The organism is Pacificispira spongiicola (assembly GCF_012926505.1).
Classification (GTDB): domain Bacteria; phylum Pseudomonadota; class Alphaproteobacteria; order UBA8366; family Aestuariispiraceae; genus Pacificispira; species Pacificispira spongiicola.
In genome coordinates, this window is the sequence record NZ_JABBNT010000003.1 from 1 (window position 1) to 25,333 (window position 25,333).

A 25,333-nucleotide genomic window follows, 5' to 3' on the forward strand; every position below is an offset into this window, starting at 1 on the left:
TAAACATCCGCAAGCGTCTTCGTGATCGCCGCCGTCAGCGTCGTCTTCCCGTGGTCAACGTGACCAATCGTTCCAATGTTGCAGTGCGGCTTCGTCCGCTCGAACTTTTCCTTAGCCATATTTCCGCTTCCCTAAGCTCGTTAACGCCCTTGTGCGCCCGGTAGCGGGACCGCACCCTGTCACACATCCCGACATCCGTACCGCGCCCGCTTCGTTACCGTCCGGGGGCCCGGAACCGACGTCTTCAACCTGGAGCGGGTGATGGGAATCGAACCCACGTAGCCAGCTTGGAAGGCTGGAGCTTTACCATTAAGCTACACCCGCAAGACAGACCCTCCCGGGAAACCAACCCCGGAACATAACCAAGGACGCCCGTTCCGGAATTTCCGGACCGACCGCCCTTTTCGGGTCCCAAGCCATTCGGATCGGCCTACCTAGTCGGCTGGCGTGCCAACGGTGTCGTCGGTGGTGGAGGGAGTTGGATTCGAACCAACGTAGGCTAAGCCAACGGATTTACAGTCCGTCCCCTTTAACCACTCGGGCATCCCTCCACGGAACACCGACAAGACCGTTCCTTACGGCGGGACGGGGTTTAAGGTTCCGATCCGTCCTTGTCAACGGGCAATCTAACGGAAATCTGAAACCGGCTGCCTCTTGCCCGCGACGTCCGTTCGTCCTAAAGACGCAGGCATGAGCAAGCATCGGAAATCAGGACCTTCGCCGGATCGCGGCGGGCGCGGCCCCCGCGGCCCGAACCACGGCCCGAAGCGCGATTCGAAACGGGGCGGCGGCCCGCGCGCCCAGCCGCCCAAAGGCGCGGGCGGCAACCGCTATTGGCTGACCGGCACGCATCCGGTGCGCGCTGCGCTGTCGAATCCCGAACGCGCCTGCCACCGGCTGCTGTGCACCGACGGCGCGCGGGCCGATATCGAACCCTTGGCCCGTCAACGCGGCGTGCCGCTAGAGGTTACCGACCGCCAGGAAATCGACCGTTTGGCCGGGCCCGACATGGTGCATCAAGGCCTCGCCATGGAAGTCGAACCTTTGGAACCGCTGGCCCTTCAGGACCTGCCCGACGCCTCACCGGGCCGCCCGCTGCTGGTGTTGGATCAAGTCACCGATCCGCGCAATGTCGGTGCGATTCTTCGTTCCGCCGCCGTGTTCGGTGCTATTGCCGTACTGGTTCAGGACCGCCACGCCCCGCCGGAAACCGCCGCCCTCGCCAAGGCCGCATCGGGCGCCCTGGAATCCGTCCCTCTGGTGCGCGTCGGCAATCTGGCCCGCGCCCTGGACGAGGTGAAAGAGGCCGGCTACTGGACCGTCGGTCTGGCTGGGGAGGTAGACGATACGCTGAACGACGTGCCGTTGGATCGGCCGGTCGCCCTGATCCTGGGCGCCGAAGGCGACGGCATGCGCCGCCTGACCCGCGAAGGCTGCGATCAGGTCGTTCGAATCGATATGGTGCGGAACGAGGTCGGGTCCTTGAACGTCTCCAACGCCGCCGCCGTCGCCCTCTATGCCGCGACTCGTCCGGCGCAACCGTAATCCACGATTGATTGGCGATTGATTTTGGGGCCGCTTGGCAGTAGACCCTGCCTGCCCGACGCGGCACGCCGGATTAGCTCAGCTGGTAGAGCAGCGGTTTTGTAAACCGAAGGTCGCGGGTTCGATCCCTGCATCCGGCACCATCCTTTCCGAAAATGATGATCCCGAACGCTCTGCCGTCACGGCACCCGTGCGATCATTTCCACCTCGATCTGGAATTGCGGATCGGCCAGCGCGGCGACCCCGATTCCCGTGACGCTCGGTTGCGCCCCATCGAACAAGGCGAGAAGGCTGGGCATCGACGCATTCATGCGGTCCGGCGTCAGGTCGACCACATAAACCCGCACCATGACGAGATCCTGCGGCGTCGCCCCCGCCGCCGCCAGCGCCGCGCGGGCGTTACGAACGACAATATCCGTTTGATCCGCAAGACCGGACGGCACCGGCCCGCCATCCGGGTCAATCGCGACTTGCCCGGAAATATACGCCATCCGCCCCGGCTCGACGGTCGTGATCTGGGAATATCCGATCGCCCCGGCATCGGGGAGAGAGGGCGGGTTCATTCGTTGGATCATTTGTGTCATGGTCGTTCCTTGCAGAGCAGAAAATAACTAATGTCTCAATAATCACTACAAATGTAGAGTTTCGATGTCAACACAAGTTAAAGACCGCCGCACCGCCATTCTGGACGCCGTGATCCAACTCTTGGCGGAAAAGGGGCTTTCCGGCGTCACCCACCGCGCCGCCGATATGCAGGCCGGGCTGCCGCAAGGGTCCACGACCTATTATTTCCCCAAAAAAACGGCCCTGCTGCGGGAAGCGGCCGCGCATCTGGCCCTGGAATTGGAAAAGGATTGCGACGATCTGCAAATCGCCTTCGCCGATGTCGTGGCCAAACAGGGGATGGAAGCGGCGATCGACCGTGCCGCGCAGGGATTGTTGGCCTCCGCCGACAAGGGCAGGGAACTGCTGTTGGCGCGGATCGAACTGACGCTGGCGGCGGCGCGCGACGAAGACCTGTCGGATGTCGGCGAGCGATTGTCCGTGGCGGCACGGCGACCCATCGAATTTTTCGTGAATCTGGTGACCGGCGGCCGGAACACGGTGCCGATGGAAACCTGCGTCGGCCTGATCGACGGGATTGCCCTGATGTATGCGACGGGACAGGGGCCGAAACCGACCGTCGCGCAGGTTTCGACGGTCCTGCGATCGCTCACAATCGATTGAGGATGCGCAATTCGCTTTGATCCGGCGAAAAAAATGGCATCCTGCGCAACATATTTCGACGGATCGCGCCGCTTGCGGCGTCCTTTGTGAGATGTCCGGCAAAAAAATGCCGGACCGTAACGGGTGAGGGTAAAACGTTCGATGGGGATGCTGCGGCAGTTTTTCGTGATTCTGGTCCTCGCCGGTCTGGGCGCGGCGGCTTGGCATTTGGGCAAGCCCGATACGACCGCCGACAACGGGACCCGGGCGACGCGGAACGATACGATCACGGCGATCGCGGAATCCGTCGGCACGGCGTCCGAGCGAATCCGCCTGGAAGCCGTCGGCACCGCCCGCGCGACGCGATCGGTCACCCTGCATCCCGAAACGGCGGGAGAAGTCGTCGCCGTCAACTTCACCGCCGACTCCCTGGTCGAACAGGGACAAGTCCTCCTCGACTTGCGACAGGACGCGGAAAAGCTGGATGTCGACCTTTCCCGCGTCATGGTCGCCGATGCGCAGCGTACCTTCGACCGCCTTGAAAAGCTCAGCAAAACCGGAACCTCGACCCAGGTCGCGCTGGATGAAGCGCGCACCGCCCTGCAATCCGCGCGCATCGAATTGCAGCAGGCGGAAGTCGCCCTGTCGAAACGCAGTGTCCGCGCACCCTTCACCGGGCATATCGGGTTGAGCGATATCGAACCCGGCGACCGGATCGACTCCGATACCGTGATCGCCAGCCTGGACGACCGATCGTCCCTGCTGATCCGGTTCGACGTGCCCGAAGCCCTGTTGGGCCGGATCGAACCGGGATCGGTGATTCAGGTGTCCTCCTGGAACGACGACCGCAGCGCCGACGGTATCGTCGTCGATGTCGACAGCCGGATCGATTCGACCACGCGCACCTTCCCGGTTCGCGCCGAAATCGACAATGCCGACGATCGATTCCGACCGGGCATGAGCTTCCGCGTTGCAATGGATATCCTGGGGCGGACATGGCCGACCGTCCCCGAAATCGCCATTCTGTGGGGTGGAAGCGGCGCCTATTTGTGGACGATCCGCGACGGTAAGGCGGAACAGGTCGGCATTCGGATCATCCAACGTCAGGAAGCATCCGTCCTGATCGACGCCAAGATCGAACCGGGGGAACCGGTCGTGGTCGAAGGCCTGCACCGCATGCGCGAGGGCCGTCCTGCGGAAGTGACCCTGCGCGACAATCCGGTAGCCGCGGGGAACGGGTCATGAGTACCGAACAATCCGAAGACGCGAAAGTCGACACCGGCAAGGAGGATCTGTCCTCGCTAAGCGTCCGGCGGCCCTTGCTGGCGCTGGTCATGAATCTGCTGATCGCGCTGGCCGGAGTTGCCGCCATCATGGCGGTGGAAGTCCGCGAATTGCCCAATGTGGACCGCCCGGTGGTGACCGTCCGCGGCATCCTGTCCGGGGCATCCCCGGAAACTCTGGACGCCGAAGTGACCAGCATCGTCGAAGGCGCGGTCGCAAGGGTCAGCGGGATCAAGGAAATCCGATCCGCCAGCGAGGAAAACAATTTCCGCGTCCATCTAACCTTTTCCTCCAATGTCGATCTGGATCTCGCCGCCTCCGATGTGCGCGAAGCCTTGAGCCGGGTCGAGCGCAACCTGCCCGACGATGTCGAGGAACTGACCGTCATCAAGGCCGATGCCGACGCCGACCCCGTGATCCGGCTGGCCGCCATCGCCGATACGTTGAGCGAGGAGGAACTGGCCCGTGTCGTGGAAACGGATATCGTCCCGGCGCTGATTTCCGTGGACGGAGTCGCGGACGTGACCCTATTCGGGGACCGGCGGCGCATGTTGCGCGTCGTCCTGGATCCGATGCGCCTGACCAGTTTCGGCCTATCCGTCGCCGATGTCGCCGACGCGCTGGAAAACGCGCCCTTCGACATTCCGGCGGGCAGTTTCGCATCGGTCGATCACGAACTGATCGTGCGTGCCGACGCCACCGCCGATACTGCGGCGGAAATCGCCGGTATCGTCCTGCGCGATCCGGTGCGGATCGGCGATGTCGCGGATGTGTTCTTCGGGCCGGAAGACGCCGAAAGCTATGTTCGTGTCGACGGCCATACCGTCATCGGCATGGGGGTCGTCCGGCAGGCGTCGTCGAATACGATCGAGATTTCCGACGGTATTCAGGCCGCCGTCGCTCGACTGGCCGACCGGCTGGACGGCGTCGACATCGCCATTGTCACGGACGACGCGCAATTCATCCGCGGATCCGTCCGGGAAGTGATCGTCACCCTGTTGCTGGCGGTGATCATCGTCATCGCGACTCTATGGCTGTTCCTGGGATCGCCCAGCGCGACATTGATCCCCTGCGTGTCGATTCCGATCGCCTTGATCGGGTCCGTCGCCGCGATCTGGGCCATGGGGTTTTCGATCAACATCCTGACCCTGCTCGCCCTTGTCCTCGCGACCGGGCTGATCGTCGACGATTCCATCGTCGTCCTGGAAAACATCCAGCGCCGCCGCGGACACGGGCTGCGTGGCCGCGCCGCCGCGGTTCTGGGCGCACGGCAGGTCTTCTTCGCCGTTATCGCAACCACCGCGACATTGATTTCCGTTTTCGTGCCGATTTCCTTCCTGCCCAGCGATGCCGGACGCCTGTTTCGGGAATTCGGCTTCGTCCTGGCCGTGGCCGTCGCAATTTCCAGCTTCGTCGCCTTGACCATCGTCCCGGCCCTGGCCGCCCGCATGGGCGATGCGCCGCCCAGCGTTTTCGGAATCCGAACGGCGATCGCCCGTCTGGGCAATGTGACCGTCCGTCTTTATACCGCCGTGCTGAATCTGACCTTGCGCGTGCCGCTGGTGGTTTTCTTCCTGGCCGTCGTCGGCGCCGGCGGCGCGTGGTTCGCCTTCCAGAATATCGACCGGGAACTGCTGCCGGTGGAAGACCGGGGTCGAATCCTGATTTTCGGTCAGGGACCGGACGGAACCGGCCTGTCCTATACCGACCGTCAGGCGCGCCAGATCGAAGCGATCCTGACCCCCTATCTGGACAGCGGGGAAATCGAAACCGTTTTCACCATCGTCGGGCGTTGGGACCCGAATCGCGTCTTCGCCAGCGCACAGCTCGCCCCCTGGCATGACCGCAGCCGCCCGCAAAGCGAGTTGATCGCCGAATTGCGACCGCTCATGAATCAGGTCACCGGCATGCGGGTCAGCGTGATCAGCCCCAACAGCCTGAACCTGCGTGGCAGTTCGACCGGCCTGCGCGTCGCCCTGATCGGCAACGACTATCTGAAACTCTATGATGCAACGCTGGCCCTGTCGGATGCCATCGAAGACGAATTGCCGCGCCTGTCCAATATCCGCATTTCCTATCAGCCGACCCAGCCGCAATTGAAGGTCCGCATCGACCGCCGACGCGCCACCGATCTGAACGTGCCGTTGACCGACCTGTCGGAAACCCTGCGCGTCATGATCAACGGGGACGAGGTCGTGGATCTGAGCATCGGCGACGAATCCGTGCCGATCCTGCTGGAAGCGCGCGGCGGCGCCATCGACGATCCCAGCGATTTGTTGAACCTCTATGTCCGAACCGGCGACGGCGCGCTGGTCCCGATGTCGTCTCTCGTCTCCCTTCGCGAGGAAGGCGTGGCGGCGCAATTGGACCGCTATGTCCAGCGACGCGCGATCCAAATCGATATGGACTATCCCAGCAGCTACCCGCTGCAACAGGCCTCCGCCGATCTGATGGCATTGGCGGAACGCACTTTGCCGCCGGGGATGGAGCTTGTCCTGCTGGGCGAGGCGGCCAGCCTGGCGGAAACCGAACACGACGTCGCCGTGACCTATGTGATCGCCATCGTCGTCGTCTTCCTGGTCCTGGTGGCCCAGTTCGAAAGCTGGACCAGCGCCGCCGTGGTCGTCCTGACGGTGCCGTTCGGCATCGCCGCCGCGCTCTATGCCCTGCTGCTGACCGGCACCACGATCAACATCTATTCGCAGATCGGGCTGGTGATGATGATCGGACTTATGGCGAAGAACGGTATCCTGTTGGTCGAATTCGCAGATCAGCTGCGCGACCGAGGGCTTTCCGTCTTCGACGCCGTGCATCAGGCCGCCATCGTGCGCTTGCGGCCCATCGCCATGACGTTGATTTCCACCGTCGTCGGCGGTCTGCCGCTGATCCTGAGCACCGGCCCAGGGGCGGAAGCGCGCGCGGCCATCGGCTGGGTCGTGTTCGGCGGTCTGGGCCTCGCCGCCGTGTTTACCTTGTTCCTGACGCCGGTCGTCTATCTGGGGCTCGCGCGTCTATCCAAACCGCGCGCTCAAGAGGCCGGACGGCTGGATGAGGAACTGGACCATGCCCGCGCTATTCCGGATCGGACGACGTGACGGCGACCAAATCCGCCGGCGAGATGCGCCCCCGTAGAATATAGTAAATGCTGCCCATCAGTTCGTAGCTCAACTGCGACCAAGCTGTCAGGCCGGAAACCGACGGCACGAAATCCACCCAACGCAATTCCGCCACACGCCTGCTTCGGGTCGGAACAACGGCGTCTATCGGCACATCCAAGGCCCGCATACAGGCGGCGAGGCGGCGCAGATGAATACCGTCGCTGACCAGGATATAACCCCCAGTCCAACCGTTTTCCTGGCGGATTCGCTGCGCCCCGACCGCGTTTTCCCAACTGTTCATCGCCCGGTCGTCCATAAGAATGGGCACGTCGGTCGCCAGATAACGGCTTAAGACTTCCGCTTCCGTCGTCTTATCGCGGTCCAGCGTCGGGCCGCCACTCAACACCATGGGAATCGACAGACGCCGCGCGACATCCGCGCCGACCACCCCACGCCGATAGGTTTCGATGGACGGCCAGTACAGACCGCGCCCGTCACGGGACACCCCGCCACCGGCGATGAAAACCGCGTCGCTGTCCGTCCTCTGCCATACGACGCGCGGCGTGCCGTCCAAGGTCCAGGCCTCAATTGCCCATTTCGGCAAGACGGGAACGGACAGCACCAACAGCAAAACCGCGAGAACGCGTCGCACCGTCGTCGCATGGGGCACGTTCCGGACAAGAACGGACGCGATCAATGCCCAAAACAAAAAATTGGGCAGTAAGGAGATGGCAAACTCTTTCATAAAGGAATCATTCGATGATGGTGGTTTCGATTTGTCCGGAATCGGTCGCGGCGGGCGGCGAGACCAGACGCCTAGTCAGGTCCTGGCGTGCCGTCAATTCCTGACGCTTCAGGCGGATGAGTTCCCGCAATTCCGGAAAAGCCCCGCGCGATCCTTGAACCGCCGCGCGGTAGGGATCCCGGATGCCGGCCCGCGCGGCGAATTCGGCGGCGATTGCGGTATAGTCATTGGGATCGGCGGGGACGCTTCCGCTCCGCGCCCGGTCCAGCCATGCGAAGACCGCCGCGACATCGACGCTACCGCCCAGCCTGGGATCGCCGTCTTCCAGCAAGGCACTGGCCAGATTGTATTGCGCGGCGGGCAAACCGTCTTCCGCCGCTAATAACAGCCATTGACGACCCAAGGAGCGATCCGCCGCATCAATCGACCGCCGTAACGCCAAACCGTATAGGTTCCGCGCCCTCGCATCCCCGTCTTCCGCCAGCAACCGCAACTTCGCCAATTGATCTAGCCCCGCCCCGGCATTGAGGCGGTCGCGCACCGCTTCATATGTGTCCTCAGGCAGAAGCACGGGATCGCCGATCCCTGTTTCCGACGCCGCCCCCGTTGCCGCCACGCCGGAAAGACTGCCCGGCACGATACCCGCATCTTGCGCGATGCGTTGCCGGATGTCGGGTTCCAATGTTGCGGCCATGGCAGTGCGTTGGGCAACCGCCCCCTCCGCCCCCAATGCCTCGGCCTTAAGGAACCAGAAATAAGCTTGTTCCCCATCTTTCGCGACGCCATATCCATTGGCCAGCATCCATCCCAGGTCCAACGCTGCGGCGGGATGGCCATTTTCCGCCGCCGCGCGCAACCATCGCACGGCCTCGAAATCATCTTGAACCTGCCCCTTCCCGCTTTCGAAGGCGCGCGCCAATTTGTACTGCGCCTGCGCATCGCCGGTTTCGGCGGCGGCGCGAATGGCGGTCCAATCCTGCGCCCATACCGGGACCACGGCAAAAATGCCGACCCAAACGGACAGGATTAAAGCGATTGTAAGGCGTATCGCGGTCATGCCTATTCATGCCCATAGGGGTGAAAGGCTGGCAAGCCCGAAGCGACGGCGAAACGCGGATTGATTGGACGAAGGGACGAATCACGGCGTAGGATGGAACAAGTTTCGAAGACTGGAAGAGTAGCGAAATGGCAAGCGAGAATGGAGCCCTGACAGAAGCCGCCGCCGCCGCAATCGGCAAGGCGGGCCGCGTCAGCGCCGCGAACAGGATCGGCGTGGAAATCACCGCCGTTCTGGGCACGGCGGAAATGAAGGTCTCCAACCTGCTGAAAATCGGTCGTGGCGCGGTTATCGAGCTGGACCGGCGGGTCGGCGACACGGTCGAAATCCGCTGCAACGGCCTGCCCATCGGACGCGGCGATATCGTGGTGGTGGAAGATCACCTAGCCGTGTCGATCACCGAAATCTACAGCCGGGCCGAAATCTTCGACTAATCCAGATCGCCCAGCGACGGATCATCCCGCTTTTCAATTTCATACCGGAACACACCATCCCGTTCGGTCGACGAATGCAGGATATGGCCCTGACCTTCGCAGAAGGCCCGCATATCGGCGGGTGAACCGGGATCGGTGGCGGATACGCGCAAGATATCGCCCGCCTGCAGGCGGTTGAGCGCGCGCCGGGCCTTCAATACAGGCAAGGGGCATTTCAACCCCGTCGCATCCAGTTCGGTTTCGGCCATCCGTGCCAGCACCTTCCATCACTTTCGTGAACCGCATCCCGATATAAAACACCCGCCGCATTGACGAACAAGCCCGGCGCGGGTCATGGTGATCAGGGATTCCGGAGAGTTACAGCGAACGCCACACCCCCCGGATAAAATTCGAGACAAAACAGACCGGCAGCACGTAAGGACCGGCGAGACAATGCACATCTATCTGCCGATCGCCGAGATTTCGGTGAATATCCTGGTCATTCTCGGGATCGGCGCGGGTGTCGGTTTTTTGTCGGGAATTTTCGGCGTTGGCGGGGGCTTCCTAGCCACACCATTGCTGATCTTCCTGGGCGTTCCGGCGGCGGTCGCGGTCGGAACCGGGGCCAATCAGATCATCGCATCCAGCGTTTCCGGCGTACTGGCCCATTGGCGGCGCGGCAATGTCGACATCGCCATGGGGCTGGTCCTGTTGGCGGGCGGCGTCTTGGGGTCCACCCTGGGGGTCTTCATATTCAAATGGCTGCAATCCCTGGGTCAGATCGATCTGGTGATCAAGCTGTGCTACGTCATCTTCCTGGGCATTATCGGCGGGTTGATGGCCTTCGAAAGCGTGGGATCGCTGCTGCGGTCGCGCCGCAAATCGGCGCTGGGCCAACATGCCAAGCTGCATCACCACAATTGGATGCATGGCCTGCCTTTCAAGATGCGCTTCCGGAAATCGAAACTGTATATCAGCGTACTGCTGCCCGCCGGGATCGGCTTTTTCGTCGGCATCCTGACCGCGATCATGGGCGTGGGCGGCGGGTTCGTCATGGTGCCGGCCATGATCTACCTTCTGGGCATGCCGACCAGCGTTGTCGTCGGCACCTCGCTGTTCCAGATCATCTTCGTCAGCGCCAACGCGACCTTCTTTCAGGCGACGCTGAACCAGACGGTGGATGTCGTGCTGGCCCTGATCCTATTGGTCGGCGGCGTCATCGGGGCGCAGTTCGGCACCAAGATCGGCGCGAAACTGAACGGCGAACAGATCCGCAGCCTGCTGGCCTTCATCGTGCTGGCGGTCTGCGGCAAGTTACTGCTCGACCTCGCCATCGAACCGTCCGACATCTATTCCATCGCGACCCTCACGCCGAAGGGGACGGTGCAATGAACCGCCGCATCGCCTTTTTCGCGATCTGTCTCACCGTCTTGACCGCGTCGCGTGAGACCGTTGGCGACGAACCGCTGATCGCGGATTTGGACAGTCATCTGGTTGCGATCACGGCGGGCTTCACGGGCACGGAACTGCTGTTGTTCGGGTCGATCCAGACGGATGGCGACGTCGTCGTCGTGGTCAGCGGACCGAAGCAGGACGTCACCGTCCGCCGCAAGGATCGCGTCGCCGGAATCTGGATCAACCGGGATTCTGTCGAATTCACCAGCGTTCCATCCTTCTACCGCGTCGCGACGACCGCGCAGGAAGGCCTGGATCTGCCGTCCAGCGCGCTGCGGCGGCACCAGATCGGCATCCAGAATATCCGCATGCGCGGCCCCGCCGGGGCGATGGCGGATCAGGTCGCCACGTTTGAGGAAGCCTTGTTGCGCAACAAGACCACGGTTGGGCATTACGACCCGATCCCCGGCGTGGTCGAACGGCGCGGCGGACGCCTGTTCCGCACATCGGTCCTGATCCCCGCAAACGTCCCCATCGGCACCTATACCGTCGAAACCCTGCTGGTGCAGGACGGCCGCGTGATTTCCGCTCAAACCACGCCTTTATTCGTGAACAAGGAAGGTTTCAGCGCCCAGATTTTCCGACAGGCCCATCTTCATCCGATGCTGTACGGCATCGTCGCCATCTTCCTGGCGGGGTTCGCCGGTCTGGCCGCGAACTGGGCCTTCCGGAAGATATAAGATATGTCCCCCGCGCCGTCACAGCCCCGCGACCGGGCCGACCTGACGCCGGACGCCATCGACCGAACGGAATTCACGACCTGTTACATGTGCGCCTGCCGCTGCGGCATCCGCGTGCATTTCAAGGACGACAAGCTGCGCTATATCGACGGCAACCCGGATCACCCGGTCAATCGCGGCGTCCTCTGTGCCAAGGGGTCGGCGGGGATCATGAATGTCCTGTCGCCCGCCCGATTGAAAAAGCCGCTGAAGCGGGTCGGACCGCGCGGATCGGGGCAATTCGAGGAAATCGACTGGGACGAAGCGATGGCGATCGCCGAGTCCTGGTTGGGCGATATCCGCAAAACCGATCCGAAGCGCCTTGCCTTCTTTACCGGGCGAGATCAGAGCCAATCGCTGACCGGCTGGTGGGCGGCTCGGTTCGGCACACCGAATTTCGCGGCCCATGGCGGGTTCTGTTCGGTCAACATGGCCGCGGGCGGTCTGTATTCCATCGGCAGTTCCTTCTGGGAATTCGGCGAACCGGATTGGGAGCGCACCAAACTATTCCTGATGTTCGGCGTTGCCGAAGACCATGACAGCAACCCGATCAAGATCGGCCTGGGCACCCTGAAAAGTCGGGAGGACGCGAAATTCGTGTCCATCAATCCGGTGCGCACCGGCTATTCCGCCATCGCCGACGAATGGATCGGCATCACCCCCGGCACGGACGGGCTGTTCGCGGGGGCGCTGATCCACGAATTGCTGCGCGCGGAAGCGATCGATTGGGATTATCTGGCCCGATACACCAATGCGCCCTGGCTGGTCTATCAGGCGCCGGGTCGACCGGAAGACGGGCTGTTCGCCCGCGACAAGGACGGTCATCCGCTAGTGTTGGACGGTATCACAAAGGCACCGAGCGACGCCCTGTCGCCGGATGCGAAACCGGTTTTCGCGGGGTCCGTCGAAATCGACGGGCTGCGCGCGGTTCCGGCCTTTCAGATCATGGCGGAACGGTTTCTGGACGACGCCTATGCGCCCGATACGGTCGCGGAGACCTGCGGCATTCCGGCGGCGACGATCCGGCGGCTGGCGGCCGAACTGTCCGAAATGGCGTTCAAGCACCAGATCGAACTGGATATCGACTGGACCGATTGGGCCGGAAGGAAACAGACGAAAGTCGTCGGCAGACCGGTTTCCATGCATGCCATGCGTGGGATTTCCGCGCATTCCAATGGGTTCCATACCTGCCGCATCCTGCATCTGTTGCAGATGATCCTGGGTACGATCGACGTGCCGGGCGGCTTCCGGTCCAAACCGCCCTTTCCCCGGCCCATCCCGCCCGGCCCGAAACCGGCGGGCCACGATGTCAAACAGTCGACCCCTTTAGATGGCATGCCGCTGGGCTTTCCGACCGGCCCGGAAGACCTGCTTGTCCATCCCGACGGGACGCCGAAGCGCCTGGACAAGGCCTATAGCTGGGATCATCCGCTGGCCGCCCATGGCCTGATGCAGATGGTCATCCACAACGCCTGGAAGGGCGATCCCTATCCGATCGACACGCTGTTCCTCTATATGGCGAATATGGGCTGGAACAGTTCGATGAACGTCCCGGCCACGCTGCACTATCTGACCGACACGGTGGCGGATGGCGGTTACAAGATTCCGCATATCATCGTGTCCGACGCCTATTATTCCGAAACCGTGCCTTATGCCGACCTCGTCCTGCCGGACACGACCTATCTGGAACGCTGGGACTGTATCTCGCTGCTGGACCGCCCGATCTGCAGCGCCGAAGGACCGGCGGATGCGATCCGTCAGCCGATCCTGAAACCCGACCGCGATGTCCGACCGTTCCAGGATGTCCTGATCGATCTGGGCGCGAGGCTGAAGCTGCCGGGTTTCGTGACGGCCTCCGGGGACCCCGCCTATCCCGGTCTCTATGCGGATTATATCGTGCACCACGAACGCGCGCCGGGAGTCGGGCCGTTGGCGGGATGGCGCGGCGAGGACGGTGACCAAAGCGGGCGCGGCGATCCGAATCCGGATCAGCTTCAACGCTATATCGACCATGGCGGCTTCTGGCACCATCCCTTCACGGAAGGTCAATCGTGGCTGAAGCACGGCAACCGGGACTACCTAACCCACGCCCAGTCCATGGGCTGGATTCCCGCCGCCGACCGGATAGTCATGCAGATTTATTCCGAACCGCTGCAAAAATTCCGTCTGGCCGCACGCGGCCATGGGCCGGTCCTGCCGCCGCCGGGACATCGGGCGCGGATCGACACCTATTTCGACCCGGTTCCCTTCTGGTACCCGCCGTTCGAAGGATCGTCGGCTGACATGGGGACGGGGGCGGACTATCCGCTGCATGCCGTCACACAGCGCCCGATGCATATGTACCATAGCTGGGGATCGCAGAATGCCTGGCTGCGGCAGATCACCAACCACAACAAGCTGTATCTGCATCCGGATACGGCGGCGGCGCACGATGCCCGCGACGGCGATTGGGTTTGGATCGTCAGCCCGATCGGCCGCGTGAAGGCGCAGATCAAGACCATGCAGGGGGTGGAACGCAGCACGGTCTGGACCTGGAACGCCATCGGCAAGCGGCGCGGCGCCTGGGGGTTGGAAGCGGGCGCGCCGGAATCCGAAAAGGGCTTCCTGTTGAACCATGTCATTTCCGAATTGCTGCCCGCGACGGATGGCGGCTACCGTCACGCCAATGCCGACCCGGTCACGGGGCAGGCCGCGTGGTACGACTTGAAGGTCCGGTTGGAAAAATGCCTGCCGGAAGAAGCCGGAACGACAGAGCCGATGTTCGAACGGTTCGACGCGCCGAACCTCGCCCCGTCCCACGCCGTTGCCGGAACGCTTCGTTTCGGGGCGGATAGTACCGGCACAGCATCCGGCAGGCCGCCAACCCCGCACCGCGAGTTCGTGCGGAAGGACGGGGGCGCATGACCAGCCTTCCCCACCAGACGGACAAAAAGCTGGGCCTCGTCATCGACTTGGATATCTGCGTCGGGTGTCATGCCTGCGCCGTGAACTGCAAGGAATGGAATACGGGCGGGCATTCCGCCCCCCTGACCGACAATGACGCGTACGGTCCCGATCCGTCCGGTGTCTGGTTCAACCGGGTCCATACGTTCGAGGTCGTGTCCGAAGACGGCTGCGGGCGAATGGTGCATTTCCCGAAATCCTGTCTGCATTGCGAGGACGCGCCCTGTGTGACGGTTTGTCCGACCGGCGCGTCCTATAAACGGGTGGAGGACGGAATCGTGCTGGTCGATGCGGACCAGTGTATCGGCTGCAAATTGTGCAGTTGGGCCTGTCCCTACGGCGCGCGGGAATATGACGAGGACGCGGGTGTGATGAAGAAATGCACCCTGTGCATCGACCGTATCTATAACGACACCCTGCCGGAAGACATGCGGGTCCCGGCCTGCGTCTCGACCTGTCCGGCGGGTGCGCGCTCCTTCGGCGATCTGGGCGATCCGGACAGCGCGGTATCCAAACTGTCCGACCGCCGGGGCGGTTATGCCTTGATGCCGGAACAGGGGACGAAGCCGGTTAACCGCTACCTGCCGCCGCGCAAGCCGCATCGCACCGACGCCCCGAACGCCCTATCTCCCGTCGCCGCCGATGGTGCCGGGACGGTGGCGCGGTGGCTGGATAAAATTCTGTCTCTATAGGGTCCGACATGCATCCCGCGAAGTCCGTCATTCTGTTCACCACCGTATCCGGCGCCGGATACGGTCTGGCCATCCTGTTCGCCCTGTTCGATCTGGCGGGCATGGTACCGCCGCATCCGGCGGTCAGCCTTGCCGGACTGGGCCTCGCGCTGTTGCTGGTGGTGATCGGTCTTGTCGCCTCCACCTTTCACCTCGGCCATCCGGAGCGGGCCTGGCGGGCGTTGACGCAATGGCGGTCGTCCTGGCTCAGCCGCGAAGGATGCATGGCGCTGATCACCTTCATGCCGACCGGCCTTTATCTCGCCGCCCGCCTGATGGGGAAAACGGACGTGATCCCCGTTCTGGCGGGGGCGACGGTGGTCTGTTCCGTGCTGACGGTTCAGTGCACGGCCATGATCTATGCCTCGTTGAAGCCGGTGCCTGCCTGGGCAACACCGCTGACACCCCTTACCTACCATGTCCTGGCACTGGCCAGCGGCGGGTTGGTCCTGAACGCGCTCGCCCACACTCTCGGTTTCTGGCGGTCCGACTTCGTGGATATCCTGTCGTTGCTGTTGCTGTCCGGGATGGTCGTGAAGATCGTGTATTGGCGGAAAATCGGCCGGGCCTCGGCGACCGCGACGGCGGAAAGCGCCACCGGTCTGGGCGAGATCGGCAAGGTCACGCTATTCGAAGGCCCGCATGACGCCGACAATTATCTGATGAAGGAAATGGGGTTCCAGATCGCGCGCAAACACGCGATGCGCCTGCGCCGCCTCAGCCTGCTCTGGGGGTTTCTGTTCCCGCTTCTCGCCGTCAGTTTCGCATCCTTCACGCAAGGCGTCGGCGCCAGCATTCTGGTCGGAGTCTCGCTCCTGACCGCCGCCGTCGGTCTGTTCGCCGAACGCTGGCTGTTCTTCGCCGAAGCGAAACACGCGGTCACCCTGTATTACGGGAATGACAAGGTTTAGCTTTTGCCGATCCCCAGCATGGCCCAACGGCGGTAATAAATCGACTTGAACGCCGTCGCGGCCCAGGAAATCGGGACCAACAATACGCGGAGCAGCGGCTGTACCGGCGAGGGGCGTAGGATATCCATGAAGACGACATAGCGCCGCCCGTCGTGATCGTTCACGGATCGGTGCATCAGCGTATCGTCGAAAATGAACAGAGGATTTTCCGCCCAATAGTGCTTCGTCTTGCCGCATTCGATGAAAACTTCCGCATCCTTCACCGGGGTCAGATTGAACAACACCCGCAAGGTGAGGCGCAGCGGCCCGAAATGGAAATTCGTCCGCTCCGTTCCCTGGAAAACGGAAACGGCGATGGTGCGAATATGCTTGAAGTCGCCGTTCAGGGCCTCGAATTCACGATTGTAGCGCTGTCCGTACCAGCGGAACAGGAACATGCCGCGCTTCTCATCGCCCAATTCCCGGTCGATCCGGGCGATGACGGCGTCCTTGTTGTCGCGAAAAAAGCCCAGGGTCCGGTCCAGTTCCTGCCGCGCTTCCCCGGAAAAATCCTCCAACCGATAAATTTTCCGGTTCCGATAGGACAGCAGGTCCAGCAGCAGGTTCAACGGCGACACCAGCCATGTGGTGAAGCCGTTGCCGCTGAAGTAGCGTTGGATCAGATACCAATCCCGCTTTTCATTGCGCAGGACGTCCAGAGACCCGGCCAAGATATAAATCGCGGTCGCGATCGGCGATAACGCGACAGCCACGGTCAGGAAGACCGCCGCAATGACGCCTTGTTTGATCCGCTTCCGGCTGACCCTGGACGCCATCCCGCCACTCCCTGCCGCTAAATCCTAGCGTCGCAGCTCGCCGCCGGTGCTCTTCGCCACATTGCCGACGATCTTTTCGGCAACGGCGTCGATTTCCTTGTCGGTCAGGGTCGCATCGACGGGCTGGAGGGTGACGGACAGGGCGATCGATTTCTTGCCGCCCAGTTCCTCGCCCGTATAGACGTCGAACACTTCCGCATTCACGACCAGGGCCTTGTCGGCGCCCAGCGCGGCGCGCACCAGCTTTTCCGCCGGAACGTCGCCATCGACCAGGAAGGCGAAATCGCGGTTCAGCGGCTGGAAGGCCGAATTCTTCAACAACGGACGTCCCTTGCCCGCGCCTTTCTTCACCTTCGGCTGCGGAATCGCTTCCATGAAGATTTCGAACCCGGCCACACGGCCCTTCAGGTCATAGCGCTTGGCCACCGCCGGATGGATTTCCCCGAACCGCGCGACCAGGATCGGGCCCAGACGGAAGGTGCCGGACCGACCGGGATGGTACCAATCGGGCAAATCGTCCGTGGATACTTGCAGCTTGTCCACCGGCGCGCCGCACACTTCCAGCACCGCCAGAACATCGGCCTTCGCATCGAAGGTATCCGGCTCCCGCGTCTTTTCCTGCCAATGGCGCGGGACCGCCTTGCCGCAGCGGATGCCCGTCGCGACCGTATCCTGATCCTTGGGGCCGCGCCCGCGATAGGCGGGGCCGACCTCGAACAGGGCGACATCGGGATAGCCGCGCCCGCTGTTGCGTTGCGCCGCCGCCAACAGGTTCGGCAGGATCGACGGCCGCATGGCGTCCAGATCCGCGCTGATCGGATTGGCCAGCGCCAGGGTTTGCGCGTTGCCGCCGAAGGCGACGGCCTCGCCCTTGGGCATGAAGGACCAAGTCACGGCCTCCAGCATGCCGCGCTGGGCGAGCTGCTTCTTGGCGAAGGCGACGCGACGCTGGGCCAAGGTCAAGACGGGCTGCGGCAGGGCGCCGTCCCGTTCCAGCGACACCGCCGGAATTTTGTCGAAACCTTTGACCCGCAACACCTCTTCGATCAGGCACTGTTCATGTTCCACGTCATTGCGCCAGGACGGCGTATTGACCGTGATCATGCCGTAGGGATGCATGGTGACAAAGCCCAGGCGTTCCAGGATTTCCGTCGCTTCCTTGTCCGGCACCGCCAATCCGCCGAAGCTTTTCAGCTTTTCCGGTCGCAGGGCGATGGTCTTCGTATTGTCGGGCTTCGTCCCGGCCTCGACCACGCGGGAGGTCTCGCCGCCGCACCATTCCAGGATCAGCTTCGCCGCAACGGCCGTGCCCCAGGTCAGGCCCGCCGTGTCCAGACCGCGCTCAAACCGGTAGCGTGCATCGGAATCGATGCCCAGCTTGCGGCCCGTTTCCGCCACCGCGACGGCGTCGAACCACGCACATTCCAGGAACACATCCGTCGTCTCGTCGGTGCAGCCGGACAATTCCCCGCCCATGACGCCGCCGATCCCTTCCGGACCGTTTTCGTCGGAAATGATCGGCATCCCTGCTTCCAAGGTATAGTCCTTGCCGTCCAGCGCCAGGATGGATTCACCGTCCTTCGCACGCCGCATCAGCAGCGTGTCGCCCTTCACCTTCGCCGCGTCGAATACATGCAGCGGACGCCCCAGGTCATGGGTGACATAGTTGGTCACGTCCACCAGCGCGGAAATCGGCCGCAGACCGATCGCCGTCAGGCGGCGCTGTACCCAGGCCGGGGACGGGCCGTTCTTCACGCCGCGGAAATGCCGCCCGGCAACATAGGGACAGGCATCCCCGATATCGTCCGACCGCGCCCATTTCAGCGGCGAGTCATAGGTGCCTTCAACCGGTTCCAGATCGATCGGCTTCAGGATACCCAAGCCTTTCGCGGCCAGATCGCGCGCAATACCGCGCACGCCCAGACAATCGCCCCGGTCCGGCGTGATGGCGATTTCGATCACCGGATCGTCCAGCCCGGCATATTCGGCGAAGCTCGCCCCGACCGGCGCGTCTTCCGGCAGATCGATGATGCCGTCGTGATCGTCGGACAGCCCCATCTCCCGTTCGGAGCACAGCATGCCGTTCGATTCCTCGCCCCGGATCACCCCCGGTTTCAGGGTCATGTCCGTCCCCGGCACATAGGCGCCGGACGGCGCGAAGACGCCCTTCATCCCGGTCCGCGCATTGGGTGCGCCGCAGACGACCTGCACCACCTCGCCGTCGCCGGTTTCGACCATGCAGACACGCAGACGATCCGCATTGGGATGCTGCTTCGCCTCCCGCACATAGGCGATGGTAAAGGGCTTCAGTTTCGCCGCCGGATCGTCGACGCCTTCAACCTCAAGACCCAACGAGGTCAGCGCCTCGGTGATCTCGGAGAGCGTCGCCTCGGTTTCCAGATGATCCTTCAGCCAGGACAGGGTGAACTTCATGGCGTAAGCCCTCGTACCAAAGAGGCCGCTTCCAGCGGCACGAAACCGTAATGCTTCAGCCAACGCATATCGGCGTCGAAGAAGGTGCGTAGATCGGGGATGCCGTATTTCAGCATCGCGATACGTTCGATCCCCATGCCGAAGGCGAAGCCTTGATATTCTTCCGGGTCGATACCGGACATGGTCAGGACCTTCGGGTTCACCATGCCGGAGCCGAGAATTTCCAGCCACCCGTCGCCGTCATCGCCCTGATGGCCGATGGTCAGCCCCCCGTCCTTGCGGTTGCAGCCGATATCGACTTCCGCCGACGGTTCGGTGAAGGGGAAATAGCTGGGCCGGAACCGCAACGGAATGTTTTCCACCTCGAAATAGGCGGAGCAGAAATCCTGCAAGCAGCCTTTCAGATGTCCGAAATGGGTTTTCTTATCGATGACCAGCGCTTCGACCTGATGGAACATCGGCGTATGCGTCATGTCGCTGTCGGAGCGATAGGTCCGCCCCGGCGCGATAATGCGGATCGGCGGCTTCTGGTTTTCCATGGTGCGCACCTGCACCGGAGAGGTATGCGTGCGCAGCACCGCCGCCATATTCGCGCCACCGGATTCATCGGCCATGTAGAACGTGTCGTGCATCTGACGCGCCGGGTGTTCCGGCGGGATATTGAGGGCGGTGAAATTGTGGTAATCGTCCTCGATATCCGGGCCTTCGGCGACGGCGAAGCCCATTTCGCCGAAGATCGCGATGATCTCGTCCAGGGTCTGGCTGATCGGGTGCAGGCGACCGATCGATTCCGGACGCGGCGGCAGGGAAACGTCGACGCGGTCGCTTTCCAGCTTCGCGTTCATTTCCGACAGTTCCAGCGCGGATTTGCGGGTTTCGATCGCGTCGGCCACACGGTCCTTCACCGCGTTCAGCGCCTGTCCGGCGGCCTTGCGCGCCTCCGGATCCAGACCGCCCAGCGTCTTCATTTCCGCCGTGATCCGACCCTTCTTGCCCAGGGCTTCGACCCGGACATCGTCCAGGCTTTTCAAATCCGCCGCCGCTTCGACCCGCGCGAGGAGTTCGTCGCCCAGCGCTTGCGCATCCACCGTCATATCCCGACCCCTAAAAGAAAAACGCCGGCTCTCGCATCACCCTGGTTTCGGGGGAGGGAGAACCGGCGTCTTACGTAACGTAAACCCGACTGTCCGTCGACAGTCTATCGCTGGCTTAGTTCGCCGCCAGAGCTTCCTGAGCCCGGGTCACCAGCGACTTAAACGCTTCCGGGTCGTGAACGGCGATATCGGCCAGAACCTTGCGGTCCAGTTCGATTTCGGCCTTGTTCAGACCGTTGATGAAGCGGGCATAGGTCATTTCATGTTCCGACGCATCGCGGACAGCGGCGTTGATGCGCTGAATCCACAGGGCGCGGAAGTTCCGCTTCTTCGCGCGGCGGTCGCGATAGGCGTACTGACCGGCCTTCTCCACCGCCTGAACGGCCGTGCGGAAGGTATTTTTCCGGCGACCGCGATAACCGTCGGCCTGCTTGATGATCTTTTTGTGTTTGGCGTGGGTGGTAACACCCCGTTTGACGCGTGCCATGTCTCGGCTCCTCGAATTCTAAAGTCTGATCGATGCGATCGGGGCGCTTACTGGCCGCGCAGCCAGTTGCGTTTCACCACGGTCGCGTCGGACGCGCACATGATCTGACCGCCACGGTTCTGGCGTTTCATCTGCGTCGGACGATTCGAGGTGTTGTGACGCAGGCAGGCGCTGTAGAAGCGGACCTTACCCGTGCCGGTGATCTTGAACCGCTTTTTGGCGGAACTTTTCGACTTGATCTTGGGCATTTTCAAACTCCATCACTGGGCGGATTGTCCCGGAAAACCGGTCCTTATCCGCTTGTTCATTCTGGCGGCCGGGCATACCCATCAGGCCCGGACGCGCCGCTCCACCTCCCCGACCGAAGTCGGGAGACGCGGGCTTATAGCCGTCCGCCTCCGATCATGCAAGGGCCGTCTCGACGAAGAAGGCCGGAAATCCGCCGATCAAGCCTTATCCCTCTCCAATGCCTCGACATAGCCGGTCAGCCAGTCGGTCAGGTCCTCGACCTCGTGATGGACGTGTTCGTTGCCCACCCCGCCATGGGACCATTCGTGATCGGTGCGCACCCAGACCGTCCGCATGCCCAGTTCCGCGGGTACGATCAGGTTTTGGGCGATATCTTCGACCATCACGGCACGGTCGGCCGAGACCTCGTGGTCCGCAACCATCCGATGATAGGGTTCGGCGTTCGGCTTCGGCACGAAATCGGCGGCGACGATATCGAAAATCCCGTCGAACCGGTTGGCGATTCCCAAGCGATCCAGCACGGCTTCGGCATGGGCGACGGTGCCGTTGGTGAAGATCAGCTTACGCCCCGGCAGCCGATCCAAGGCCTCCCCCAGTGCCGCATCGGCCGGAATCGGGCTGTAGTCGATATCGTGTACGAAGGCCAGAAAGGCATGCGGGTCCGCGCCGTGATGTTCCATCAAACCGCGCAGTGTCGTTCCATATTGCCGGAAATAGCCTTTCTGCAGCGCGCGGGCCTCTTCATAGGCGATGTCCAACAACTGCGAGATGTAACCGCCCATGCGGTGATCGACCTGCTGAAACAAGTTGCAGGCCGCCGGATACAGCGTGTTGTCCAGATCGAAAATCCAGGTATCCGCCCCCCGCAGGCCGGGATCCGCGTGGTGTGCCGGTACGGCGGGGGCGTCAGGCTTCTTCGTCATCATGTCTGGCTTCTTTTCTGTCACCGGCGGTCGCCCACCTAAGAACTTTCCATATCGCCGTTTCGGACCGTATTCGCGGCTTTCCCGATGCGGCGCGTCGATATCCTTGAATTAGTCAAGATCGGAACTTGCCGCAATCCCTTCGGACTTTTACCCTTTTTTCATCTTGTACTGCCTACTCTGTTATACCCATGTACTTAATAGGCAAATCCGGGCACCGTGTTGAATGGCCGTAAAAATCGAAAATAAGGCGGGAAACCGTCTGTCGGCGATGGCCGAGATATTCGATACCTATTCAGGGCCCGTGCTTCTGTTGGAAGACGACGCGCAATTGACGGCGCTGAACGGCCCGGGCGTCGAGGTCGTGGAAGCAATCGGCATCGATGAAGGCCTGAGCGTCATGCCCGCGGTCATTCAACTGGCGGTGAAGACGCGCACGGAAAATCGATCGCGGACCCGTACCTTCTCCCTTCCCGCATCCGGACGGCAGATCGAATTCACCATGCTGCCGCAGCGTGACGGCACGCAATTGATGATCGGCCGCGACGCGACCCTGGAAGTAAACATCCGATCCGCACTCGCCGAATCCAGAACACGCTTCAAGGATCTGGTCGACGTTGCCGCCGACTTCGCCTGGGAAACCAACCGTGACGGTCTGATCAGCTATATCTCCCCGCGCGGCGCGATGGGCTATTCGCCGGAGGAACTGTTGGGCGAACGGCCGCAATCCTTCCTGGTGGCGCCGGAAAGCGCGCCGACCCCGCTGCCGTTTTCCGCGCAAACCACGGTGCGGAACGTTGAACTGTGGGTGCGCACGCGCGACGGCGAGGATGCCTGTATCCTGGTATCGGCCGTGCCGGTCTTGGGGAAGGACGGCCTGCCGTCCGGCACGCGCGGCATCGCCATCGACGTCACCGAAGAACGAAACCGGCAGAGCGAGCTGGCACGACTGAAAATCCGCGAACGCCTGGTCGCCTATATCGTCGATGCGCTTCGTAATGAGGTCACGCCGACGGAAATGGTGCATTCGGCGGCGTCCGCCCTGGGCCGATCGACATCCGCGGCGGCCTGCAGCGTCCTGGTCCGCGGGCCGAAAGGCGGGGTTCTGGAATTCGCCGGATATGGTGAAGGACCGGCCCAGGAACTGGTCGACGAGATCGCGAACCGCCTGACCCGCGAGGACGGGACGGAGGAAGGCGTGATCGGGGAATTTTCCTACCTTGCCATGCAAACGGCCTATCGCGGCGCCGCCAACGGGTCGATCATCCTGTGGCAACGTCAGGGCGACGCCGTCTGGGAAAACGACGAACCCGCGCTGTTGAAGGCGATCGAACCGCAATTCGGCATCGTCTTCCGCCAAATTTCCGACCAGTACGTGTTGGAACATCTGTCGCGGACAGACGAATTGACCGGATTGCAGAACCGCCGGGCCTTCATGGAAGACCTGTCGCGGGAAATGTCGCGCTACGAACGCTACGGCAGCGGTGGATGCCTGTTGTTCATCGATCTGGACAACTTCAAGACCATTAACGACAAATACGGGCATGAAGCCGGGGACGACGCGCTTCAAGCCATCGCCCAGATTCTATTGGACGGTACGCGGACCTATGATCTGACCTGTCGTCTCGGCGGTGACGAATTCGCCGTCTGGATTGAAGGCGCGGATGCGGGTATTGCTAATGCCCGCGCGGAGGCGTTTCTTTCGAAGCTGGCCGCGTGGAAAAAGGCATATGGCAAAAATATTGACGATTTCGGCATGTCGATTGGTATTTCAGAATTTCATCCCGGCCTGAACGAGACGGTGGAAGGCCTGATCGCCAGAGCGGACAGGGCGATGTACGACGCGAAGAAGGGCGGGAAGCAAACCATTGTTTTCGCACCGGGGAAACGCGCCGATGGTTAAATCCGGACACAGGCAGGACGGTTCCGACACACCCTTCGTCGAGTTGCCCCTCGACCGCGTCGCACGGAATGGCGATTCTTACGAAAAGCAGAAAATTCAAGCGCGGGACCCGGATCCGGAAATCCGTGCCGCGCTGGCCGCCGCGCCGGATACCCTGCCGGAAATCCTTTACTATCTGGCAGAAGACAACAACGAACTGGTCCGGCATAAGGTCGCGTTGAACGATCAGGCGCCGCGTCAGGCCGATCTGCTGTTGACGCAGGATGCCAGCGGCGACATCCGCGGCGACCTTGCCGCGAAAATTGCGCGGCTAACTCCGGAACTTCCGGTCGATCGGCGCACCACGCTTTACAAACTGACGGTGCGCGCCTTGGAGGCCCTGGCGGAAGACCAGATGGTGCGCGTACGTGAAATTCTGTCCAACGCCCTGAAAGACGTGGCCAACGCCCCGGCGAGCGTCATCCTGACCCTGGCGAAAGACAAGGAACTGAGCGTCGCCCAGCCGATCCTGGAATTTTCACCGGTCCTGTCCGATCGGGACTTGATGGAAATCATCAATTCCGGCCCGATCCAAGGCGCGATGGGGGCAATCGCGAAACGGCGCGCCCTGCGCGACACGATTTCCGACGTTATCGCCCGGTCCGGGGACGAGGAAGCCGTCGCCGCCCTGCTGTCGAACGACAGCGCGCAAATCCGCGAAGACACGCTGGATTTCATCATCGACCGCGCCCCGCAGGCCGTCACCTGGCACGAACCGCTGACGATGCGTCCGCGCCTGTCGCCGCGCGCCGTGCAACGGATCGCCAGCTTCGTCGCGATGAATCTGCTGGACCGGATGCAGAAGCGGCTAGACCTGGACGACGCGACGCTGATCGCCGTCGCCGATACCGTGGAACGGCGCCTGGCCGAGGATTCGGCCCGTCAAACCGCCGAACCGGAATGGGCCACCGCGGATAATATCGGGGAAACCGTCGAACAGATGTACAAGGCGGGCGAACTATCCGCCGAAACGTTGGAAGCCGCCCTGGCGCGCGGTGAAAAGCGGTTCGTCCTGTATGCCGTCGCCCGGCTGTCCGATCTGCCCATCGATACAATTCACAAGGTCGTCGCGAACCGCAGCGCGAAAGCGGTCGTCGCCCTGTCGTGGAAAGCCGGCCTGACGCCGCATTTCGCATCGCAGATGCAAGCGCAGGTCTTGGGCCTGTCACCGAAGGAAATGATCGTCCCGCATGGCGAACAGTGGCCCCTATCCTTCGAAGCCATGCAGTGGCAGATCGATTTCTACGAAAAGGCCCAGACTTGACAAGGTCCTGCGATCCGCC

Annotated in this window: 23 protein-coding genes and 3 tRNA genes; 13 read left to right on the forward strand and 13 right to left on the reverse strand. The window is 62.4% G+C overall.

Annotation, left to right across the window (positions count from 1 at the left end; genetic code table 11):
- The 3 genes from HH303_RS09460 to HH303_RS09470 form a co-directional block, all read right to left on the reverse strand.
- On the reverse strand, window positions 1–119 hold a 119-nt coding region (locus HH303_RS09460), incomplete at its 3' end, for a GTP-binding protein (RefSeq protein ID WP_169625108.1).
- A gap of 131 nt (window positions 120–250) precedes the next feature.
- Window positions 251–324 (reverse strand) — tRNA-Gly (locus HH303_RS09465).
- A 142-nt stretch (window positions 325–466) separates the two neighbouring features.
- Window positions 467–551 (reverse strand) — tRNA-Tyr (locus HH303_RS09470).
- Between the two features lie 139 nt (window positions 552–690).
- Between HH303_RS09470 and rlmB the strand changes: the two genes are divergently transcribed.
- Window positions 691–1,545: a 23S rRNA (guanosine(2251)-2'-O)-methyltransferase RlmB gene (gene rlmB / locus HH303_RS09475; protein WP_169625109.1), complete on the forward strand. Its 855-nt coding sequence runs from the start codon at window positions 691–693 to the stop codon at window positions 1,543–1,545.
- 67 nt (window positions 1,546–1,612) lie between these two features.
- Window positions 1,613–1,688, forward strand: a tRNA-Thr gene (locus HH303_RS09480).
- A 36-nt stretch (window positions 1,689–1,724) separates the two neighbouring features.
- On the opposite strand, the gene HH303_RS09485 is transcribed toward HH303_RS09480, so the two are convergent.
- Complete coding sequence (locus tag HH303_RS09485) at window positions 1,725–2,129, reverse strand: RidA family protein (RefSeq protein WP_169625110.1); 405 nt, start codon at window positions 2,127–2,129, stop codon at window positions 1,725–1,727.
- Window positions 2,130–2,193: 64 nt separating this feature from the next.
- On the opposite strand from HH303_RS09485, the gene HH303_RS09490 reads away from it, so the two are divergent.
- The 3 genes from HH303_RS09490 (at window position 2,194) to HH303_RS09500 (ending at window position 7,130) form a co-directional block, all read left to right on the forward strand.
- Window positions 2,194–2,772, forward strand: coding sequence for a TetR/AcrR family transcriptional regulator (locus HH303_RS09490; protein ID WP_169625111.1), 579 nt, complete (start codon window positions 2,194–2,196; stop codon window positions 2,770–2,772).
- A 141-nt stretch (window positions 2,773–2,913) separates the two neighbouring features.
- Entirely contained in the window at window positions 2,914–3,996 is a 1,083-nt protein-coding gene (locus tag HH303_RS09495) for an efflux RND transporter periplasmic adaptor subunit (RefSeq protein WP_169625112.1), read from the forward strand.
- Window positions 3,993–7,130 carry an efflux RND transporter permease subunit gene (locus HH303_RS09500; RefSeq protein WP_169625113.1) on the forward strand — a complete coding sequence of 1,046 codons (3,138 nt, stop codon included), beginning with the start codon at window positions 3,993–3,995 and terminating at the stop codon, window positions 7,128–7,130. Before HH303_RS09495 ends, HH303_RS09500 begins: the two co-directional genes overlap by 4 nt.
- On the opposite strand, the gene HH303_RS09505 is transcribed toward HH303_RS09500, so the two are convergent.
- Both HH303_RS09505 and HH303_RS09510 read right to left on the reverse strand, forming a co-directional pair.
- Window positions 7,108–7,785, reverse strand: coding sequence for a YdcF family protein (locus HH303_RS09505; RefSeq protein WP_169625114.1), 678 nt, complete (start codon window positions 7,783–7,785; stop codon window positions 7,108–7,110). The two genes, HH303_RS09500 and HH303_RS09505, sit on opposite strands and share 23 nt — an antisense overlap.
- 100 nt (window positions 7,786–7,885) lie before the next feature.
- Window positions 7,886–8,935, reverse strand: a complete 1,050-nt coding sequence (locus tag HH303_RS09510) for a tetratricopeptide repeat protein (RefSeq protein WP_169625115.1) — start codon at window positions 8,933–8,935, stop codon at window positions 7,886–7,888.
- Between the two features lie 128 nt (window positions 8,936–9,063).
- Between HH303_RS09510 and HH303_RS09515 the strand changes: the two genes are divergently transcribed.
- On the forward strand, window positions 9,064–9,369 hold the full coding sequence (locus HH303_RS09515; protein ID WP_169625116.1) for a FliM/FliN family flagellar motor switch protein: 306 nt from the start codon (window positions 9,064–9,066) through the stop codon (window positions 9,367–9,369).
- Here the strand turns inward: HH303_RS09515 and HH303_RS09520 are convergent.
- Window positions 9,366–9,617 carry a sulfurtransferase TusA family protein gene (locus HH303_RS09520; protein WP_169625117.1) on the reverse strand — a complete coding sequence of 84 codons (252 nt, stop codon included), beginning with the start codon at window positions 9,615–9,617 and terminating at the stop codon, window positions 9,366–9,368. The two genes, HH303_RS09515 and HH303_RS09520, sit on opposite strands and share 4 nt — an antisense overlap.
- Before the next feature lie 184 nt (window positions 9,618–9,801).
- Between HH303_RS09520 and HH303_RS09525 the strand changes: the two genes are divergently transcribed.
- The 5 genes from HH303_RS09525 to HH303_RS09545 are packed head-to-tail and all read left to right on the forward strand — an operon-like array spanning window position 9,802 to window position 16,107.
- Window positions 9,802–10,740 (forward strand): sulfite exporter TauE/SafE family protein, encoded by a 939-nt coding sequence (locus HH303_RS09525; protein ID WP_169625118.1) that lies wholly within the window; start codon window positions 9,802–9,804, stop codon window positions 10,738–10,740.
- Window positions 10,737–11,483: a TIGR02186 family protein gene (locus HH303_RS09530; protein ID WP_169625119.1), complete on the forward strand. Its 747-nt coding sequence runs from the start codon at window positions 10,737–10,739 to the stop codon at window positions 11,481–11,483. The genes HH303_RS09525 and HH303_RS09530 overlap by 4 nt, the downstream gene beginning before the upstream one ends.
- A 3-nt stretch (window positions 11,484–11,486) precedes the next feature.
- Window positions 11,487–14,426, forward strand: coding sequence for a molybdopterin oxidoreductase family protein (locus HH303_RS09535; protein ID WP_169625120.1), 2,940 nt, complete (start codon window positions 11,487–11,489; stop codon window positions 14,424–14,426).
- Window positions 14,423–15,157, forward strand: a complete 735-nt coding sequence (locus tag HH303_RS09540; RefSeq protein ID WP_169625121.1) for a 4Fe-4S dicluster domain-containing protein — start codon at window positions 14,423–14,425, stop codon at window positions 15,155–15,157. Before HH303_RS09535 ends, HH303_RS09540 begins: the two co-directional genes overlap by 4 nt.
- Window positions 15,158–15,165: 8 nt before the next feature.
- Window positions 15,166–16,107: a dimethyl sulfoxide reductase anchor subunit family protein gene (locus tag HH303_RS09545; protein WP_169625122.1), complete on the forward strand. Its 942-nt coding sequence runs from the start codon at window positions 15,166–15,168 to the stop codon at window positions 16,105–16,107.
- On the opposite strand, the gene HH303_RS09550 is transcribed toward HH303_RS09545, so the two are convergent.
- From HH303_RS09550 to HH303_RS09575, 6 genes are all read right to left on the reverse strand, one after another.
- A complete protein-coding gene (locus HH303_RS09550) occupies window positions 16,104–16,922 on the reverse strand; it encodes an aspartyl/asparaginyl beta-hydroxylase domain-containing protein (protein WP_169625123.1) in 819 nt (272 codons plus the stop codon). The genes HH303_RS09545 and HH303_RS09550 overlap by 4 nt on opposite strands.
- Window positions 16,923–16,946: 24 nt before the next feature.
- A complete protein-coding gene (gene pheT / locus HH303_RS09555; protein WP_169625124.1) occupies window positions 16,947–19,355 on the reverse strand; it encodes a phenylalanine--tRNA ligase subunit beta in 2,409 nt (802 codons plus the stop codon).
- Window positions 19,352–20,449 carry a phenylalanine--tRNA ligase subunit alpha gene (gene pheS, locus HH303_RS09560; protein WP_169625125.1) on the reverse strand — a complete coding sequence of 366 codons (1,098 nt, stop codon included), beginning with the start codon at window positions 20,447–20,449 and terminating at the stop codon, window positions 19,352–19,354. Before pheS ends, pheT begins: the two co-directional genes overlap by 4 nt.
- Before the next feature lie 115 nt (window positions 20,450–20,564).
- Window positions 20,565–20,936 (reverse strand): 50S ribosomal protein L20, encoded by a 372-nt coding sequence (gene rplT / locus HH303_RS09565; protein ID WP_169625126.1) that lies wholly within the window; start codon window positions 20,934–20,936, stop codon window positions 20,565–20,567.
- Between the two features lie 47 nt (window positions 20,937–20,983).
- On the reverse strand, window positions 20,984–21,184 hold the full coding sequence (rpmI, locus tag HH303_RS09570) for a 50S ribosomal protein L35 (RefSeq protein WP_169625127.1): 201 nt from the start codon (window positions 21,182–21,184) through the stop codon (window positions 20,984–20,986).
- A 198-nt stretch (window positions 21,185–21,382) separates the two neighbouring features.
- Window positions 21,383–22,111 carry a pyrimidine 5'-nucleotidase gene (locus HH303_RS09575; RefSeq protein WP_227421700.1) on the reverse strand — a complete coding sequence of 243 codons (729 nt, stop codon included), beginning with the start codon at window positions 22,109–22,111 and terminating at the stop codon, window positions 21,383–21,385.
- Window positions 22,112–22,334: 223 nt separating this feature from the next.
- On the opposite strand from HH303_RS09575, the gene HH303_RS09580 reads away from it, so the two are divergent.
- Both HH303_RS09580 and HH303_RS09585 read left to right on the forward strand, forming a co-directional pair.
- Complete coding sequence (locus HH303_RS09580) at window positions 22,335–24,011, forward strand: sensor domain-containing diguanylate cyclase (RefSeq protein WP_169625128.1); 1,677 nt, start codon at window positions 22,335–22,337, stop codon at window positions 24,009–24,011.
- Window positions 24,004–25,314 (forward strand): DUF2336 domain-containing protein, encoded by a 1,311-nt coding sequence (locus tag HH303_RS09585; RefSeq protein ID WP_169625129.1) that lies wholly within the window; start codon window positions 24,004–24,006, stop codon window positions 25,312–25,314. The genes HH303_RS09580 and HH303_RS09585 overlap by 8 nt, the downstream gene beginning before the upstream one ends.
- Window positions 25,315–25,333: the final 19 nt, after the last annotated feature.